Below are 15,575 nucleotides of genomic sequence, written 5' to 3'. Positions count from 1 at the left end.
ATTGACGGTTCTCATTCCTTCCGCACTGAAATAGTCTCGCCCGACATTTCAAGGCGGACGTTCCATGGCACCCATTGTCGACATCAAATCCCTGACCAAGAGCTACGCCAAGGGCCCGCCCGCGCTGAACGCCGTTTCGCTTCAGATCGAAAAGGGCGAGATCCTTGCGCTGCTCGGGCCCAACGGCGCGGGCAAGACCACGCTGATCTCGATCATCTGCGGCATCGTCACGCCCAGTTCCGGCACAGTCACCGTCGGCGGGCATGACATCCTGACGGACTACCGCGCCGCGCGCAGCATGATCGGGCTGGTCCCCCAGGAGGTGATGCTGGAACCGTTCGAGACGGTGATCAACACCGTCACCTTCACCCGTGGCCTGTTCGGCAAGAAACCCGACCCGGCCCTGATCGAGCGCATCCTGAAATCCCTGTCGCTCTGGGACAAGCGCAACTCTAAGGTCATGGCGCTGTCCGGCGGCATGAAGCGCCGCGTGCTGATCGCCAAGGCGCTGAGCCATGAGCCCAGCGTGCTGTTCCTGGACGAGCCGACAGCGGGCGTCGACGTCGAGTTGCGCAAGGACATGTGGCGCGTCGTCGACGAACTGCGCGAAAGCGGCGTCACGATCATCCTGACCACCCACTACATCGAGGAGGCGGAGGCGATCGCGGATCGCATCGGCGTCATCTCCGGCGGGCAAATCTTGCTGGTGGAGGACAAGGCGACCCTGATGTCCCGCCTCGGCGCGAAAGAGATGGAGATCGAGCTGCACGACCCCATCGACGCGCTGCCCGAAAGCCTGGCTGGCTACAACCTCAGCCGCTCGGACGACGGGACGACGCTGAGCTACGTCTATGACACGCAGGCCGGGCGCACCGGCATCACGCGGCTGTTGCAGGACCTGTCCGCCGCCGGGCTCGTGGTCCGCGACGTGCAGACGCGGCAAAGCTCGCTGGAAGATATCTTCGTCGGACTCGTGAAGGAAAAGACATGAACATGCGCGCGATCTGGGCGATCTATCGCTATGAAATGGCCCGCACCCTGCGCACCCCGACGCAGAGCATCATCTCGCCCGTGATCTCCACGGTGCTCTATTTCGTCGTCTTCGGCTCGGCCATCGGCGGGCGGATCGAAAGCGTCGAGGGGGTCAGCTACGGCGCCTTCATCGTTCCGGGGCTGGTGATGCTGTCGATCCTGACGCAATCGGTGTCCAACGCCAGCTTCGGGATCTATTTCCCGAAGTTCATCGGCACGGTCTACGAACTCCTGTCCGCGCCAATCAGCTTCGTGGAGATCGTGATCGGCTACGTCGGCGCCGCCGCGACGAAGGCGCTTGCGATCGGCGTCATCATCCTGCTGACGGCGGGCTTCTTCGTCGACCTGCAAATCGCCCATCCCGTGTGGATGGTCGCCTTCCTCGTGCTGACCTGCATCAGCTTCGCGCTGCTCGGCTTCATCATCGGGATCGTCTCGGGCAGTTTCGAGCAGTTGCAGCTGGTGCCGCTTCTGGTGATCACGCCGCTGGTGTTCCTGGGGGGCAGTTTCTACTCCGTCTCCATGCTGCCGGAGGCCTGGCAGGCCGTGACCTATTTCAACCCCGTCCTCTACCTGATCAGCGGCTTCCGCTGGAGCTTTTACGAGGTGTCGGACGTGTCGGTCATGGTCTCGCTCATCGCGATCCTGTTCTTCCTTGCCGCCTGCCTTACGGTCACGTGGTGGATCTTCAAGACGGGCTACAAGATCAAGTCCTGAGCGCCCCCGATCAGGCGGGGACGCGCTCGCGCAAGAGCTGCTTCATCCCCGCCAGGTCGCCCGCGGTCATCTGCCCCTCCTCGGGCGTGATCCCTAGGGCAAGCAAGCGCCGGGACAGCATGTGAATCCCCGGTTCGTTCAGCGTTTCCACCGCCGCCAGCGCGCCGTCGCGCATGTGGAAGACGGCGCGCACGCCTGTTTCCCCCAAGCAGACGATTTGCCGGGTCGCGCCGTGGTTCAGCCCGGCGATCTGAAGCTTCATCTCGCCGATGTCCGACCAGAACCAGGGCAGCGCCGTGAAAGGCTCGGGCTTGCCCTTGAGGGTCTGCGCAACGGCGCGGGCCTGGTCGGTGGCGTTCTGGACCGATTCCAGCCGCACCCTTTGCCCGATCTGCGCTTGCGGGAAAGACACGCAATCGCCGATGGCGAAGATATCGGGATCATTGGTGCGCATCGCCCCATCGACCAGGATGCCATTTTCCACAGCAAGCCCGGCGGTTTCCGCAAGGTCCGTCACCGGGATCGCGCCGATCCCCACGATGACCAGGTCAGCCGGAATGCTCTGCCCGTCGCCGGTCACGACGGCCTGCACCTGCCCGCCCTGTCCGGAGATCCGCTCAAGCGTCGCGCCTCGGTGCACCGTGACGCCCGAGGCAACAAGCCCCTCGCGCACGGTTGCGGCCGTTTGCGCGCTGACAGCGCGGCCCAGAACCTCTGGCGCGGCCTCCAGCACCACGACGGAAATGCCGCGGGCGTTCAGCATCGCCGCGGTTTCCAGCCCGATGAACCCGCCCCCGATGACCACCGCCGAGGATACTCCGGAAAGGCGCGCCCGCATCCGGCGCGCGTCATCGGCTGTGCGCAGACAGACCACGCCCCCAAGCTTGGCCCCCGGAACGTCCAACTGGCGCGCCACGGTTCCCAGCGCCAGGACCAGCTTGTCATAGGCCAGCGTCTGCCCATCCGCGAAGGCGACGGACTTGGCCCCGGCATCCACCGCGGTGACGGTTTCACCAAGCCTCAGGTCGATGTTCTTGTCGGAGAAATAGCTTGGCCCACGCAGCGGTTGCAGCGGGGTATCGGCGGTTTTCATGAACGACTTGGACAGGGGCGGCTTGTGATACGGCAGGTCATGATCCGCCGACACCAGCGTCAGCGCGCCGGCGTAGCCCCCTTCGCGCAGGCTGGCCGCCGCCTGTGTGCCCGCGTGTCCCGCGCCTATGATGACGATACCGGCCATGGCCCTATTTACCCACGACCTTGAAGACCAGCCCGTCCATTTCGGGGCAAGCCTCCAACTGGCAGGTCAGGCGGGAATTCTCGAAGATCTTCTCGGCGGAGAACTCCAGCGTGTCCTTCTCGTCCTCGCCCATCTCGGACAGGGACTCGACCGGGCCTTCCAGCACCAGGCAGTGACAGGTCGCGCAGACGCAATTGCCGCCGCATTCCGCGGCGATGCCCTCCACACCGCCCATGGTCGCGGCCAGCATCAGGCTTGCGCCCTCAAGCGCCTCCACCGTCTTTTGCGTGCCGTCCGGTTCGATGAATACTATCTTGGTCACGATATCTGCCTGTCCTTTTGTCAGAAGCCCACCGCCGCGCCATCCTTGCGCGGGTCGGTTCCGGCGATGTAGCCGCCGGAGGGAAGTCGTTGAATGATCTGGGCCCCGCCGAACCCGAAGGAACTGTCGGGGGATTCGAAGGTGATCTCGTGGCCGAGGGCGCGCAGCCCGTCAGTGATCGCGGGATCCATCGTTTCTTCGCAGGCCACGCTCAGCCCATCGACGACACGCCAGCGCGGCGCATCCGCCGCCATCTGCGGGTCCTGCCCCCAGAGCTGCGTTCTCAGCGTCATCTGCATGTGCCCCTGCGCCTGCATCGGGCCGCCCATCACGCCGAAGCTTGCAAGCGGGCCGTCCGGGCCCATGATGAAGCCGGGAATGATCGTGTGAAACGGCCGCTTGCGCCCCGCCACATGGTTCTGCGAGCGGGGATCGAGGCTGAAGCCATAGCCGCGGTTCTGCAGGTGGATCCCGGTTCCGGGGATCGCCACGCCAGAGCCGAACCCCTTGTAGTTCGACTGGATGAACGAGACCATCATCCCGTCCTCATCCGCGGCCGAGACATAGACGGTCCCGCCAAGCTTCGGCGCGCCGACGCCGAAATCCTTTGCTTTCGCCGGGTCGATTTCGGCCGCGCGCCGGGCGAGGTAGGCGTCGTCCAGCAGGTCCTTGACGCCGACCGAGGGCATGAAATCGAGGTCGGCCACGAAGTGCCAGGAATCCCGGAAGCCCATCTTGATTGCTTCGATCTGCAAATGCGCGGCTTCGACCGAATCCACGTCCAGGTCCCGGATATTGGTGTGTTCGAGGATCCCCAGCGCCATCAGCGCGGCGATGCCCTGCCCGTTGGGCGGGATCTCGTGCAGCTCGACCCCCGCGAAACCGCGGGAAATCGTGCCGCACCAATCACACCTGTGCGACGCCATGTCGTCGAGGGACAGGGCCGCACCGTGCTTCTTAGCTTCCGCGACGATCCGCTCGGCCAACTCTCCTTCGTAGAAGGCGCGGCCCTTGCTCTCGGCGATCTTGGCGAAGGTGACGGCCATATCGGGCTGAACGAAACGCTCACCGGCCTGCGGCGGGCGGCCGTCGCGCAGGAAGGTCTCGTCGAAACCGGGGCGGCCACGATGCGCCCTGGCGCCGACGGCCCAGAGCTCGGCGATCTTCGGGGTCACCTCGAACCCCTTCGTCGCGTAGCGGATCGCCGGTTCGAACAGCTCCGCGAACGGCAGCTTGCCGAACCGCTCGGACAGCGCCACCCAGCTTGAGACGGCGCCCGGCACGGTCACGCTTTCCCAGCCGGCAACGGGCATATCGTCCAATCCGGCGAACCGCTCGGCCGTCCAGGCCGCGGGCGAGCGCCCCGAGGCGTTCAGCCCGTGGAGTTCCTTGCCATCCCAGAGGATCGCGAAAGCATCCGAGCCAAGGCCGCATCCGGTCGGCTCGACCAGCGTCAGCACGACCGCGGCCGCGAGCGCCGCATCGACGGCATTGCCCCCTTTCGCAAGCATGGAAAGGCCCGCCTGGGCGGCCAGCGGATGGGACGTGGCCACCGCGTTGTCCGCCATCAGCGGCGAGCGGCGGGAGGGGTAGTGATGATCCGTGGAAAGGCGCTTCATGAATTCGATACCCCTGAAGTCACAGTGAAAGTCCGCCATCGACACGCAGAACTTGCCCGGTGATGTGGCCCGCGTCGCGCGACAGCAGGAAAGCGATGGTGGCGGCGATATCCTCGGGCTCGGCCAGCTTGCCGTTGGGCGTGGCGGCGGCGGCGGCTTTCCAGGCCTCCGCACCGATCGCCGCGTGCCCGCCGACCTTGCGCGTGTAGCCCGGCGCAACGCAGTTCACGGACACGCCGCTTTGCGCCAGTTCGAACGCCAGGGCGCGGGTCAACGCCTCCACCGCGCCTTTCGACGCGGAGGTCGCGGGGAACAGCACCCCGTTGATGCCGAAGTCATGCGTCACGAAAGACGACAGCGTCACCACGCGGCCCCAGGACGATTGCACCAGGTCGTCCATCGCCGCGGTAACCAGCTCCACCATGGGCAGCGTGTTCACCGACATCGCGGCCAGCACATCGTCGCGGGTCAGGTCGCGAAACGCGCTTTTGCTGGCCTTCCCGGCGTTGGAGACGATCTGATCGATCCCGCCGAAAGTGTCGCGCGCGACCGAGACAAGCTCGGACGCCGCCCCTTCCTCGGACAGGTCGCCCAGCCAGGTGTGCACCTGCGCGCCCGCGCACCGCGCGGCGTTGGCGACGGTTTCCAGCCCGTCGCGGTTGCTGCGGGTGGACAGCAGGAAGGACGTGTCCGGCGCGGCCAGCCGCGCGACAGTTGCGGCCCCGATGCCGCTTCCGGCGCCGGTGATGATAATAATGCGATTGTCAGTCATTCTGCAGCCAAAGCCTCCGCCGGGAGCCGATATTCATAGGACTTGTCGAGCCCGAGTTCCTTCAGGATCCGCAGCCCGTTTGACAGGGCCGCGGGATTGAGCGGCGACAACGGCCGCCGCAGCGGGCCGGCGGGCAGCCCGACAGCCTGCATCAGCGTCTTCACCGGAACCGGATTGATCGCCGAGTACACGAAATGCAGGATCGGCAGGTTGCGCAAATACGCCTCCCGGAAGGCCTGTCCCGCGCCGGGCCTGTCGCCCCATGGCCGTGATATCTCGGCCATTTCCGCCGGAATGATGTTGCCGGTCATGTTTGCCGTCCCGTGGCCGCCCAGGCTCATCGTGGGCACGACAAGCCCGAGGTTGGGCGAGCAGCAGCACATGATGCTGACGTCCGGGCGCGCCGCGCAGACCTGCGCCACCTGTCCCACGCGCGAGGTGCTTTCCTTCAGCACCGCGATCTTCGGATGCTCGGCCAGCCGCAGGATATCGGCCACGCCAAGGTCCGTCTTGACCCGCGGCGGGTTGTTGTAGATCCCGACCGGGATCGGAGAGGCGTCCGCCACGTCGAGGAAGAAGCGCACGATATCGTCGTTCGCCCCGCAGATATAGGACGGCGCGGCGATTACGGCGCCATCCGCCCCCGCGTCGGCGGCCTGCTGCACGTAGGCGATGGTCGTCTCGGTCGTGGGGCCGGTGCAGCCGTACCAGACCGGCATGTCCGCCGTCTTGTGGCGCGCGGTTTCGCGCACCACCGCGTGGCGTTCCGCCTCTGACAGCATCGACACCTCGCCCGAGGAGCCCATGATCAGCAAGGCAGAGGTGCCATGCTGGCGCTGAAACGCCATGAGATCCGCAAAGCCTGCGAAATCGATCGAGTAGTCGCTGTTCATCGGGGTGATCAGGGCAACGAATGACCCTGTCGTTATTGGTTCATGCACGTCATCAATTCCTGTTCCAGCAGGCCGCGAACTGGCCGGGGGCTTTCTCGGCCAGGGGCGGTTCTTCGTTTTCACATTGCGCCGTGGCCAGCGGGCAGCGTTTCGCAAAGCGGCACCCTTTCGGCGGGTAGATCGGGCTCGGCGGCTCGCCTTCGAAGACGATACGCTTCTGGCTGCGCTGAATGACCGGATCGGGCACCGGAACCGCGGACAGAAGCGCCTCGGTATACGGATGCTTGGGGTTGCTGTAGATCGCATCCGCCGACCCGATCTCGAACAGCTTGCCCGCGTACATGATCGCGATCCGGTCCGAGACATGCTGCACGACGCTCAGGTCATGGGCGATGAACAGGTAGGTCAGCCCGAATTCCTGTTGCAGATCCTGCAAAAGGTTCACCACCTGCGCGCGGATGGACACATCCAACGCGGACACCGGTTCATCCGCCACGATGAAGCGTGGTTTCAGCGCAAGCGCGCGGGCGATCACGACGCGCTGGCGCTGGCCGCCGGAAAAGGCGTGCGGGAACCGCTCGAACGCGTTCGCGGGAAGGCCCACCTTGCGCAGCAGTTCCTTGACCTCGTCCACCGCCTCGTCGCGGTTGCGCACGAGGCCGTGCACGATGAGCGGCTCCGCCACCAGGTCGAGGATGCGCATCCTGGGGTTCAGGCTGGCATAGGGGTCCTGGAAGATCAGCTGCATGTCCCGGCTGAGAAGCCGCCGGGCGTCGCCCTCGATATTGGTGATGTCGCGGCCATCAAAGTAGATGTGGCCGCTTTTGACCGGGGTCCGGCCGAGGACAGCACGCCCGGCCGTGGTCTTGCCCGAGCCGCTTTCCCCGACCAGCCCCAGGGTTTCGCCCGGGAAAATCTCGAACGACATGCGTTCGATGGCGTGGACTTCCAGTTCGGTCTGTCCCCAGAACCCGGCGCGTCCGCCCGGGAAGCGAACCGTCAGGTCCTCGACCCGAACAAGCGGTTCGGCGGGTTCGATCTGCTCAGCGAGTGCCAATGTGATCCGTCCTCTCTTTGAAATCTCTCGACCAGGGTCCCGAGAAGGGGAACCGGCAGGCGACCTGGCGGCTGGCCATTTCCTTGAGTTGCACGTCCCTGCTGCACTCGGCTTTCCGCGACGGGCAGCGGCTTGCGAAGGCGCAGCCCTGCTGCGCCTGCAACAGGTCTGGCGGGGACCCGGCGATAGACACCATCCGATCGTCTTTTCCGTCGATCCGGGGCGTCGAGCGCAGCAGCCCCATCGTGTAGGGATGCGCGGGGTGCGAGAAGATCTCGTCCGCCGACGCCTCCTCGACGATCTGCCCGCCGTACATCACCGCCACCCGGTCGCAGAGCCCCGCGACGACGCCAAGGTCGTGGGTGATCATGATGATCGACAGGTCCAGCCGCTTCTGAAGATCCTGCAACAGCTCGAGGATCTGCGCCTGGATCGTCACGTCCAGCGCGGTCGTCGGCTCGTCCGCGATAAGCAGTTCCGGCTCACAGGCCAGGGCCATCGCGATCATGCCACGCTGGCGCATGCCGCCCGACATTTCGAACGGGTACTGGTTCAAACGCTCCAGCGGGGCGCTGATGCCGACCAGTTCGAACAGTTCCAACGCGCGCGCCTGCGCCTGCGCCTTGTTCATCTTGCGATGGTAGCGCAGCACCTCGGTGATCTGCTGGCCGCAGGTGAAGAGCGGGTTGAGCGAGGTCATCGCGTCCTGAAAGATCATCGCCATTTCCCGCCCGCGGATGCGCCGCGACAGCGGATGGCCTTCCGGCCCGAGCAGGGACTGGCCCTTCCAGCGGATGTCACCGCCCACGATCTCACCGGGGATATGGACAAGGCCCATGGCCGCCTGCGACGTGACCGATTTGCCGGACCCGCTTTCCCCCACGAGGCCGAGCGTTTCGCCCTTTCCCACCGACAGCGACACGCCGCGCACCGCGCGCACGACCCCGCGCCGGGTGGTGAAATGAACTTCGAGATTATCGATTTCGAGAAGTTTCTGGGTCATTCTGCCGCCTGTATCGCTGGAGAACTGGATTTCTTGCGGCGACGCATTGCAGCGACGCTGGTTGCGAACCGCTTCTCGCGCTCCTGCGGATCGGAAGTCACCCGCGCCCAGTTCGCCAGCAGGTTGATGGCAAGCACGGTGATCGCGATCGCACAGCCCGGAATGGTGACGAGCCACCATGCCACGAACAGGTAATCCTTGCCGTTCGCCACATCGAGGCCCCAGGACGTCGCCGGTGGCTGGATGCCGAGGCCCAGGAAGGAAAGCGCAGCCTCGGCAAGCACGATCCGCGCAAACTCCAGCACGCCCAGCGTCAGCAGGGGCGACATCATGTTCGGAAGGATGTGGCGGAAGATCACGTGGAACGAACGCCCGCCCACCATCTCGGCCGCCTCGACATAGGGCATCTGGCGCACCGACAGGACGATGCCGCGGGTCATCCGCGCGTAGACCATCCAGCCGTTCAGCGCGAGCACGATGATGACCGTGGTCATCGACGGGCCGATGACAGCCAGGATGACAAGCGCCAGCAGCAGGCCCGGAAAGGCGATGATCGTATCGACGAAGCGCATGATCGCAGCATCAATCCGGCCCCCGAAGAACCCGGCGATCAGACCCATGGTTATCCCGAACCCGCCGGCAAGGGCGACCACCGCCACCCCGACGATCATCGAGATGCGGGAGCCGTGGATGATCCTGCTTAGGATATCGCGCCCGAGGTGATCGGTGCCCAGCACATGCTCCCACGTGCCGCGTTCCTGCCAGACCGGCGGGATGAGGCGCGCGCGCAGCGATTGCTCGGCCGGGTCATAGGGTGCGATCAGCGGCGCGAAGATGGCCATCAGCACCAGCGCCACGATGATCACGAAGCCGACGAAGCCGGGCTTGTCGTGCCACAACTCGCTCAGCAGGGCTTTCGCTTTGGCAAAGGTGCTTGTCTTTTCTTCCTCCTGGATCTGGGGCGCGTTCAGGTCTGGCGCCTCGTCCCCGTCGGGATGGGTGGAATCTGAAGGGTATTCCATGGGCTCAATCCAGTTTGATACGCGGGTCGATCACCTTGTAGATGATGTCCACGGCAAGGTTGAAAACGACGACGATCACGGCGATCACGAAGACGATGGCCTGTAGCAGCACCAGGTCCTGGCGCTCGATGGCCTGCAGGGCAATCAGCCCCAGACCGGGCCACGCGAACACCGTTTCCACCACCACCGTGTAGCCGGACAGGATCCGGATGAATTCCCAGGCGGTCAGCGTCATCACGGGCACGGCGCAGTTGCGCATCGCGTGCAGGCCGACGATGCGGAACAGGGGCATCCCCTTCGCCTCGGCGGTCTTGACGTATTGGGCGTTCAGCTCGTCCATCATCTGCGAGCGCACGACCATGACGAGCCGCGTCATCGTGGGGATGGCCAGCGTCAGCGCGGGCAGGATCAGGTGCTTGAAGGATGCCGCACCACCCGCCGGCAGCCAGCCGAGCTGCACCGCGAAAACCATGATGAACAGAAGGCCCAACCAGAACTGCGGCACGGACAGCGCGCCAAGGCTGAGCAGGACGGTGATCTTGTCGATGATGCCGCCGGGCTTCAGCGCGGCGATGACGCCCATTGGCACCGCGACCAGGACGGCGACGGCGATCGCCGAGAAGCAGAGGTACAGCGTCAGGGGCAGCCGTTCGAGGATGATTTCCAGCGCCGGCCGGTTCTGCCAGAGCGAGTCGCCGAGGTCGAACTGGGCCAGGGACCAGACGTAATCGAAAAACTGTACAAGTATTGGCCGGTCGAGCCCGAGCTGGTGCTCGAAGGCCGCTCTTTGCTCTGCGGTGGCTTCCAGCGGCAACATGATGTCCACCGGATCGCCGATCATTCGGGTGACGACAAAGACAACGATCGTCACCCCCATGATTACGATCAGTCCGTGCCAGGACCTAAGCAGGAGAATTCGCCCCATCGATTTTTCCTTCAGGCTGCAGCCGCACACATCGCGTGCCTGCTGTCACTTCCACGTTCAATCTGCGTGAAGGGGGCCACTGCGGCCCCCTTCATCTATCCAGTCAGTCCACCGACATCGTGGAGATGAGGATCTTCGCGTCGACCCGGGGTTCCCACTCCAGACGCTCGGACGTACCGTAGATGTCGTTGATGTTGAGCAGGAACAGGAAGTACGCCTCGTCGTAGGCGGTTTGCAGGATATCGTGGTAGAGCGCCTCGCGCTTGGAGACATCGGTCTCGCTGCGCGCCGCGTCGATGTTGGCGGCCATTTCCGCGTTGGTGTTCGAGGAACCGACACCGTCCTTGTGATAGTAGGCGGACAGCGGGCGGTCAGCGTCCAGCATCTCGTTGGAGTTCACAACGAAGATGGCGTCGGCGCGCGTTTCCCGGTCGAACAACCGGTTCAGGTATTCGCCGAACTCGAAGATCCGCACGTTCGGCTCGACACCGATCTCGGACCAGAACTCAGCGACGACTTCCACGACTTCGCGGTCCTTCAGCCAACGCCCTGCGGTGCCCACAAGCTCGATCTCGATTCCCTCGGCGCCGGCCTCGGCGATCAGCTCGCGCGCCCGCTCGGGGTCGTAGCCATAGCCGGGAACGTCGGGATTGAAGCCGAAGAACGAGGGCGCCATCAGCTGCCCCTGCGCCACGTCGGCGTAGCCCGCGTACAGCGCCTCGGCCAGGGCGACCTTGTCCACGGCCAGGTTCAGCGCCTGGCGGACACGCACGTCCGCGGTCGGCCCTTCATCCGCGTCCAGGATGATGATGGGCAGTTCCAGCCCGCTGACGCTTTTGGCCTGCGGAACCTGGGCTACGAACTCTGGCAGCAGGTTGGTGATCAGGTCGACTTCGCCGGACAGAAGGCTGGACAGGCGGGTGCCGAATTCCGAGATGAAGCGGAAGGTGACGTCCTTGATCTCGGGCGCTTCGCCCCAGTAGTCGGCGTTGACGTCGAGAACGATCTCGTTGCCGCGATCCCAGCTGACGAACTTGTAGGGGCCCGTCCCCACGGGGTTGGCGGCGAAGTCCTCTGCTTCGGCGGCCTCCGGCGGCACCATCTTCATCCAGTAAAGACGTGCGGGCAGGATCGGATCCGGCCCCTCCGTTTCGACACTGACGGTCAGGTCGTCGATCTTGTCAGCCCCAACGATGGAGGAAAAGAACGAGGCCTGTTCGGAATTGTACTCGGGGTCGATGATCCGCTCGATCGAATACACCACGGTATCGGCGTTGAAGGGCTCTCCGTTGTGAAAGGAAATGCCTTCGCGCAGCGTGATCTCCCAGACGGAGTCCGATACCTGCACCGGATCGCTTGCGGCCAGCCCGGGCTTCAGCGCGCCGGTCGCGTCACGCACCATCAGGGTTTCAAAAATATTGTCGGTGACGGCGCGTTCACCGCCGTCTTCGCGCAATTGCGGATCAAGCGTCGTCGGCTCGGATCCGATTGCAATCACCACCTGCTGCGCCTGGGCGGGCAACATCGTTGCAAAGCCATACACAGCAGCGGCAAAAACCGCCCTTCCAAAAATCATCTTTTTTCTCCCTATCGAGTTTTACGCCCTGCATGGGCTTTTCCTTGGACCGCGCATGCCAAAGGGCCGCCCGCTCGGCGATCAGATTTGTATACGTTGGACCATGATGTCAAGCATTCTGTGCGACGAACTGGCACATGTGAAAATCACGAATCATCGGATTTTTCCCCTGTGTCTCAGTTAATTCCGACTGGAACGTACCTGATGTGCGCGTTACACCGGATCGGCGCCAGATTGCCGCAGAAAGCAATTTCTGTATTTAGTATACTATTTTAAAAGACTTTCAGCACCTGCGCCGGTCCGTCAATCGGGGACGGGATCGCCCCCGAATGGATATGGGCCTGCTTGCGCCCAGCGTCACCGGGCGCCGCCTGCACCCATTCCGTCATGGTTGTCCTGTAATCCGCCTAGGAAGCGGTCGGCGCCGCCGCGCCGATTCTCGCCCCGAGCGGGGCGCACGGACCCGCGCCCGACCTTGCGGGCAGGCCTCGGGGATTGTCGCGATTCGCGAGCGATGCGACCTTCGGCCAGCCACACACGAGATGTGTGAGCTGGCCCAGCCGATCCCGCCGGGCCGGGGCAGCCTTGGCCAGCCCCGAACCAGCCGTCGAGCAAACCCTTACTTCAGCGGCTTCCGGCCCGGCGTGGCGCGCTGATCCAGGGGGATCCAACTGACCGCCACATCGCCGTTGAGCGAGGTCTGGCAGCCAAGCCTGTGCCCTTGGGCGACCTCCTCGTCGGTCAGCATCTTCTTTTCCTTGCCGGTCAGGGGGCCGGTATTCTCGGCCCCCTCTTCGATCTTGCAAAAGCAGGTGCCGCACATGCCGCCGCCGCATTTGAAGGGCAAGCCCCCCTGGTAGCGGATCGACATGCGCAGCAGGTTGGAGCCCGCCGGGACTTCGACGTCATCCACACCGCTTGTCAGGAAGCGGATGCGGATTTTCGTATCTACCTGATCGTCCACGGCGCCGACTACTTCTTGATGTCCGCGGCGACCAGCACGGAGCGGCCCTGCGCGGAATAGTGATCGGCCAGCGCCTGAAGGGCGGCGACGCCCGCGGCGGTGTCCTGCTCGCCATTACCGCCCGACAGGCCGATACCACCCACGATCTCGTCATCGACGACAACGGGGAAGCCGCCGACGAAGATGGCGAACTTGCCCTCGAACGACCACTGGATGCCGTAGGCCTCGTTGTTGGGCAGCGCGGGCCCGTTCGGCGGCGTGTTGAACAGATGCGTCGAGCGTTTGTGCCCCGCCGCGGTGAACGCCTTATTCCAGGCGATCTGCGGCCCGGTCACACGCGCACCGTCCATCCGCTCGATCGCCAGCGGAAAGCCGGCGTCATCCACGACGCAGATGGTTTCCAGAACGCCGATTTCCTCGGATTTCGCCTTCGCGGCTTCGATCATCAGCTTCGCGTCGGCGAGATCAAGTTTCCAACCTTGTTTCATGATAGTCCTCTCAGCGTCCCAGGTAGACAGTTTTGATTTGAGTAAAGAAATCCAGCCCCGCGCGGCCTGACTCGCGGAACGTGGCGGTGGACGACATCTTGACGCCGCCGAAGGGGGCATTGACCAGGTTGCCGGTCGTGGTCCGGTTCACCTTGACGGTCCCCGCCTCCACGTCGTGCGGGAAGCGCTGGATGTAGCGGAAATCGTTCGTCACCAGCGCCGCCGACAGCCCGTACTGGACGCCGTTCGCGACCGCGATCGCTTCGTCGTAGTCCGCGACTTCGATCACCGAGATGACCGGGCCGAAGATCTCTTCCTGGGCGATCCGCGCATCGGCAGAGACGTCGGCGAAAACTGTCGGCTCGACGAAATACCCCTTGTCATAGGCCCCGCCGGTCAGCTGGTTGCCGCCAGCGACAAGCGTCGCCTCGCCCTTGCCGATTGCGATATAGTCGAGCACGTTCTTCAGCTGCGCGGCCGAGGCGAGCGGCCCCACTTTCGTGCCGTCATCCAGCCCGTTTCCGACCTTCAGCGCGGCGGCCTTCGCGGCCAGCTTTTCGATGAAGGCGTCCTTCACGCTGCTTTCGACAAGCACCCGAGAGGTGCCGGTACAGGCCTGCCCGGTCAGCGAAAAGCCGCCCGCCACGGCAAGCTGCGCCGCCGTATCCAGGTCCGCGTCAGCCAGAACGATCAGCGGGTTCTTTCCGCCAAGCTCCATCTGGCTGCGCGTTGTGATCGGCAGGCTGCGGTGAATCTTCTCGCCCGCGCCGGTGGAGCCGGTGAAGGAGACGCTTCTGACACGCGGATCAGCCGTGATCGCGGGCCCGGTTGCCGAGGACGGACCAATCACCAGGTTCAGCACGCCTGCGGGGATCCCCGCCTCGACAAAGGCCTCGACAAGGCGCAGGGCGATCAGGGGCGCTTCGGACGAGGGCTTGAACACCACGGCGTTGCCGGTGATCAGCGCCGGGGCGATCTTGCGCGCCGGGATCGAGATGGGGAAGTTCCAGGGCGTGATCGCGGTGGCGACCCCGAGCGGCTCGCGGTGCGAGTACACCAGCATGGCCGGGTCGTCCTGGGGATAGGTCTCGCCCGTCAGGGTCTGCCCCTCGATGGCATAGAATCGCAGGGTCTGCGCGGCGCGCTTCACCTCACCCACGCCAAGGGCGAGCAGCTTGCCCTCCTCGCGCGCCAGCTCATGCCCGAACTGATCCGCATTCGCATCGAGATACGCGGCCGCACGCTCCAGGATCGCAGCCCGCTTTCCGATCGGCGTGTCGCGCCAGGCGGGAAAGGCGGCGGCGGCCGCATCGACAGCGGCTTTCGCGTCATCGGCCGTCGCGGCGGCGTGGCGCGAAACAATATCGCTCGTGTCGGCCGGGTTCCGGTTTTCGATCACCGCCCCGTCAGACGCATCGATCCACGCGCCGTTGACCAGGTTTCGATAGGGTTTGTCCGCGTCAGCTTTCATGTCATTCCGCCCTTCTGGCGAGTGCCGGACGTCATCCGGCCCCTCACCCAAAAAATCCCACGAACGGTGCGTTCCGCCCGCCTCTCCGCATCTGCCGCAAGCACCGCAGCAGTCGCGCGTTTCCATGGTGTGAACCGGGTCAGCCATCGTCCCGTTTCGGCTTTTCCTGGCGCAACTCGACATCATGGGTGACCCAGATCTGGCACATCAGGCGGAAGCCCTCGTCCAGTTCGCTGCCGAGCAGTTTCTTTTCCTTCCAGTTCGGTTCCGGAAGGTTCTCGGACCCCGACAGGATACGGGACTTGCACTTGGTGCACTGCCCCATCCCGCAGCCGTAGCGCAGGTGGGGAAAGGGAAACTGTCGAATGCCGGCGGCCACGACCAGGTTCGTATTCTCGTTGACGTCCCCGACTTCGATATCGCCATTGAACTTGTGAATTTTGACCGTCGGCATTTCGCCTCCTCAGAGGTAGT

The 15,575-nt window shown here is 64.5% G+C and carries 16 protein-coding genes; 2 read left to right on the top strand and 14 right to left on the bottom strand.

Annotation, left to right across the window (positions count from 1 at the left end; all coding sequences use genetic code 11):
* The first annotated feature begins 64 nt into the window (after window positions 1-64).
* Both DJ029_RS18950 and DJ029_RS18945 read left to right on the top strand, forming a co-directional pair.
* On the top strand, window positions 65-991 hold the full coding sequence (locus DJ029_RS18950) for an ABC transporter ATP-binding protein (RefSeq protein WP_112324060.1): 927 nt from the start codon (window positions 65-67) through the stop codon (window positions 989-991).
* Window positions 988-1,749, top strand: coding sequence for an ABC transporter permease (locus DJ029_RS18945; RefSeq protein WP_112324059.1), 762 nt, complete (start codon window positions 988-990; stop codon window positions 1,747-1,749). The genes DJ029_RS18950 and DJ029_RS18945 overlap by 4 nt, the downstream gene beginning before the upstream one ends.
* A 10-nt stretch (window positions 1,750-1,759) precedes the next feature.
* Here the strand turns inward: DJ029_RS18945 and DJ029_RS18940 are convergent, their stop codons facing one another.
* The 14 genes from DJ029_RS18940 to DJ029_RS18875 all read right to left on the bottom strand — a co-directional run bounded on the left by DJ029_RS18940 (window position 1,760) and on the right by DJ029_RS18875 (window position 15,555).
* Entirely contained in the window at window positions 1,760-2,989 is a 1,230-nt protein-coding gene (locus tag DJ029_RS18940) for an NAD(P)/FAD-dependent oxidoreductase (protein WP_112324058.1), read from the bottom strand.
* Between the two features lie 4 nt (window positions 2,990-2,993).
* A complete protein-coding gene (locus DJ029_RS18935) occupies window positions 2,994-3,311 on the bottom strand; it encodes a 2Fe-2S iron-sulfur cluster-binding protein (RefSeq protein WP_112324057.1) in 318 nt (105 codons plus the stop codon).
* 20 nt (window positions 3,312-3,331) lie between these two features.
* The gene (locus DJ029_RS18930; protein ID WP_112324081.1) at window positions 3,332-4,930 is read right to left on the bottom strand and encodes a gamma-glutamyltransferase family protein; all 1,599 of its coding nucleotides are present in this window, start codon (window positions 4,928-4,930) and stop codon (window positions 3,332-3,334) included.
* A gap of 19 nt (window positions 4,931-4,949) precedes the next feature.
* Window positions 4,950-5,702 carry an SDR family NAD(P)-dependent oxidoreductase gene (locus DJ029_RS18925; protein ID WP_112324056.1) on the bottom strand — a complete coding sequence of 251 codons (753 nt, stop codon included), beginning with the start codon at window positions 5,700-5,702 and terminating at the stop codon, window positions 4,950-4,952.
* Complete coding sequence (locus tag DJ029_RS18920; RefSeq protein WP_112324055.1) at window positions 5,699-6,643, bottom strand: dihydrodipicolinate synthase family protein; 945 nt, start codon at window positions 6,641-6,643, stop codon at window positions 5,699-5,701. The genes DJ029_RS18925 and DJ029_RS18920 overlap by 4 nt, the downstream gene beginning before the upstream one ends.
* A 4-nt stretch (window positions 6,644-6,647) precedes the next feature.
* Window positions 6,648-7,652 carry an ABC transporter ATP-binding protein gene (locus DJ029_RS18915; RefSeq protein WP_232823138.1) on the bottom strand — a complete coding sequence of 335 codons (1,005 nt, stop codon included), beginning with the start codon at window positions 7,650-7,652 and terminating at the stop codon, window positions 6,648-6,650.
* Complete coding sequence (locus tag DJ029_RS18910; protein ID WP_112324054.1) at window positions 7,639-8,655, bottom strand: ABC transporter ATP-binding protein; 1,017 nt, start codon at window positions 8,653-8,655, stop codon at window positions 7,639-7,641. Before DJ029_RS18910 ends, DJ029_RS18915 begins: the two co-directional genes overlap by 14 nt.
* On the bottom strand, window positions 8,652-9,677 hold the full coding sequence (locus DJ029_RS18905) for an ABC transporter permease (RefSeq protein WP_112324053.1): 1,026 nt from the start codon (window positions 9,675-9,677) through the stop codon (window positions 8,652-8,654). The genes DJ029_RS18910 and DJ029_RS18905 overlap by 4 nt, the downstream gene beginning before the upstream one ends.
* Before the next feature lie 4 nt (window positions 9,678-9,681).
* Complete coding sequence (locus tag DJ029_RS18900) at window positions 9,682-10,602, bottom strand: ABC transporter permease (RefSeq protein WP_112324052.1); 921 nt, start codon at window positions 10,600-10,602, stop codon at window positions 9,682-9,684.
* A gap of 103 nt (window positions 10,603-10,705) precedes the next feature.
* Window positions 10,706-12,178 carry an ABC transporter substrate-binding protein gene (locus tag DJ029_RS18895; RefSeq protein WP_198671197.1) on the bottom strand — a complete coding sequence of 491 codons (1,473 nt, stop codon included), beginning with the start codon at window positions 12,176-12,178 and terminating at the stop codon, window positions 10,706-10,708.
* A gap of 619 nt (window positions 12,179-12,797) precedes the next feature.
* Complete coding sequence (locus DJ029_RS18890) at window positions 12,798-13,142, bottom strand: 2Fe-2S iron-sulfur cluster-binding protein (RefSeq protein ID WP_232823137.1); 345 nt, start codon at window positions 13,140-13,142, stop codon at window positions 12,798-12,800.
* Between the two features lie 8 nt (window positions 13,143-13,150).
* The gene (locus DJ029_RS18885) at window positions 13,151-13,630 is read right to left on the bottom strand and encodes a GlcG/HbpS family heme-binding protein (RefSeq protein ID WP_112324051.1); all 480 of its coding nucleotides are present in this window, start codon (window positions 13,628-13,630) and stop codon (window positions 13,151-13,153) included.
* Window positions 13,631-13,640: 10 nt separating this feature from the next.
* Window positions 13,641-15,101, bottom strand: a complete 1,461-nt coding sequence (locus tag DJ029_RS18880) for an aldehyde dehydrogenase family protein (RefSeq protein WP_112324050.1) — start codon at window positions 15,099-15,101, stop codon at window positions 13,641-13,643.
* A 139-nt stretch (window positions 15,102-15,240) separates the two neighbouring features.
* Complete coding sequence (locus DJ029_RS18875; RefSeq protein WP_112324049.1) at window positions 15,241-15,555, bottom strand: 2Fe-2S iron-sulfur cluster-binding protein; 315 nt, start codon at window positions 15,553-15,555, stop codon at window positions 15,241-15,243.
* Window positions 15,556-15,575 lie beyond the last annotated feature (20 nt).

It is taken from the genome of Oceanibium sediminis, assembly GCF_003265325.1.
Lineage (GTDB): Bacteria > Pseudomonadota > Alphaproteobacteria > Rhodobacterales > Rhodobacteraceae > Halovulum > Halovulum sediminis.
Note: the sequence above shows the minus strand (reverse complement) of the source record. Positions and strands in the feature narration are given on the sequence as shown.

Excerpts from the sequence above, each read along its gene's own strand:
- DJ029_RS18950 (WP_112324060.1), top strand. The coding sequence starts at position 65 with ATGGCACCCATTGTCGACATCAAATCCCTGACCAAGAGCTACGCCAAG.
- DJ029_RS18945 (WP_112324059.1), top strand. The coding sequence starts at position 988 with ATGAACATGCGCGCGATCTGGGCGATCTATCGCTATGAAATGGCCCGC.
- DJ029_RS18940 (WP_112324058.1), bottom strand. The coding sequence starts at position 2,989 with ATGGCCGGTATCGTCATCATAGGCGCGGGACACGCGGGCACACAGGCG.
- DJ029_RS18930 (WP_112324081.1), bottom strand. The coding sequence starts at position 4,930 with ATGAAGCGCCTTTCCACGGATCATCACTACCCCTCCCGCCGCTCGCCG.
- DJ029_RS18925 (WP_112324056.1), bottom strand. The coding sequence starts at position 5,702 with ATGACTGACAATCGCATTATTATCATCACCGGCGCCGGAAGCGGCATC.
- DJ029_RS18910 (WP_112324054.1), bottom strand. The coding sequence starts at position 8,655 with ATGACCCAGAAACTTCTCGAAATCGATAATCTCGAAGTTCATTTCACC.
- DJ029_RS18905 (WP_112324053.1), bottom strand. The coding sequence starts at position 9,677 with ATGGAATACCCTTCAGATTCCACCCATCCCGACGGGGACGAGGCGCCA.
- DJ029_RS18900 (WP_112324052.1), bottom strand. The coding sequence starts at position 10,602 with ATGGGGCGAATTCTCCTGCTTAGGTCCTGGCACGGACTGATCGTAATC.
- DJ029_RS18895 (WP_198671197.1), bottom strand. The coding sequence starts at position 12,178 with ATGATTTTTGGAAGGGCGGTTTTTGCCGCTGCTGTGTATGGCTTTGCA.
- DJ029_RS18885 (WP_112324051.1), bottom strand. The coding sequence starts at position 13,630 with ATGAAACAAGGTTGGAAACTTGATCTCGCCGACGCGAAGCTGATGATC.
- DJ029_RS18880 (WP_112324050.1), bottom strand. The coding sequence starts at position 15,101 with ATGAAAGCTGACGCGGACAAACCCTATCGAAACCTGGTCAACGGCGCG.
- DJ029_RS18875 (WP_112324049.1), bottom strand. The coding sequence starts at position 15,555 with ATGCCGACGGTCAAAATTCACAAGTTCAATGGCGATATCGAAGTCGGG.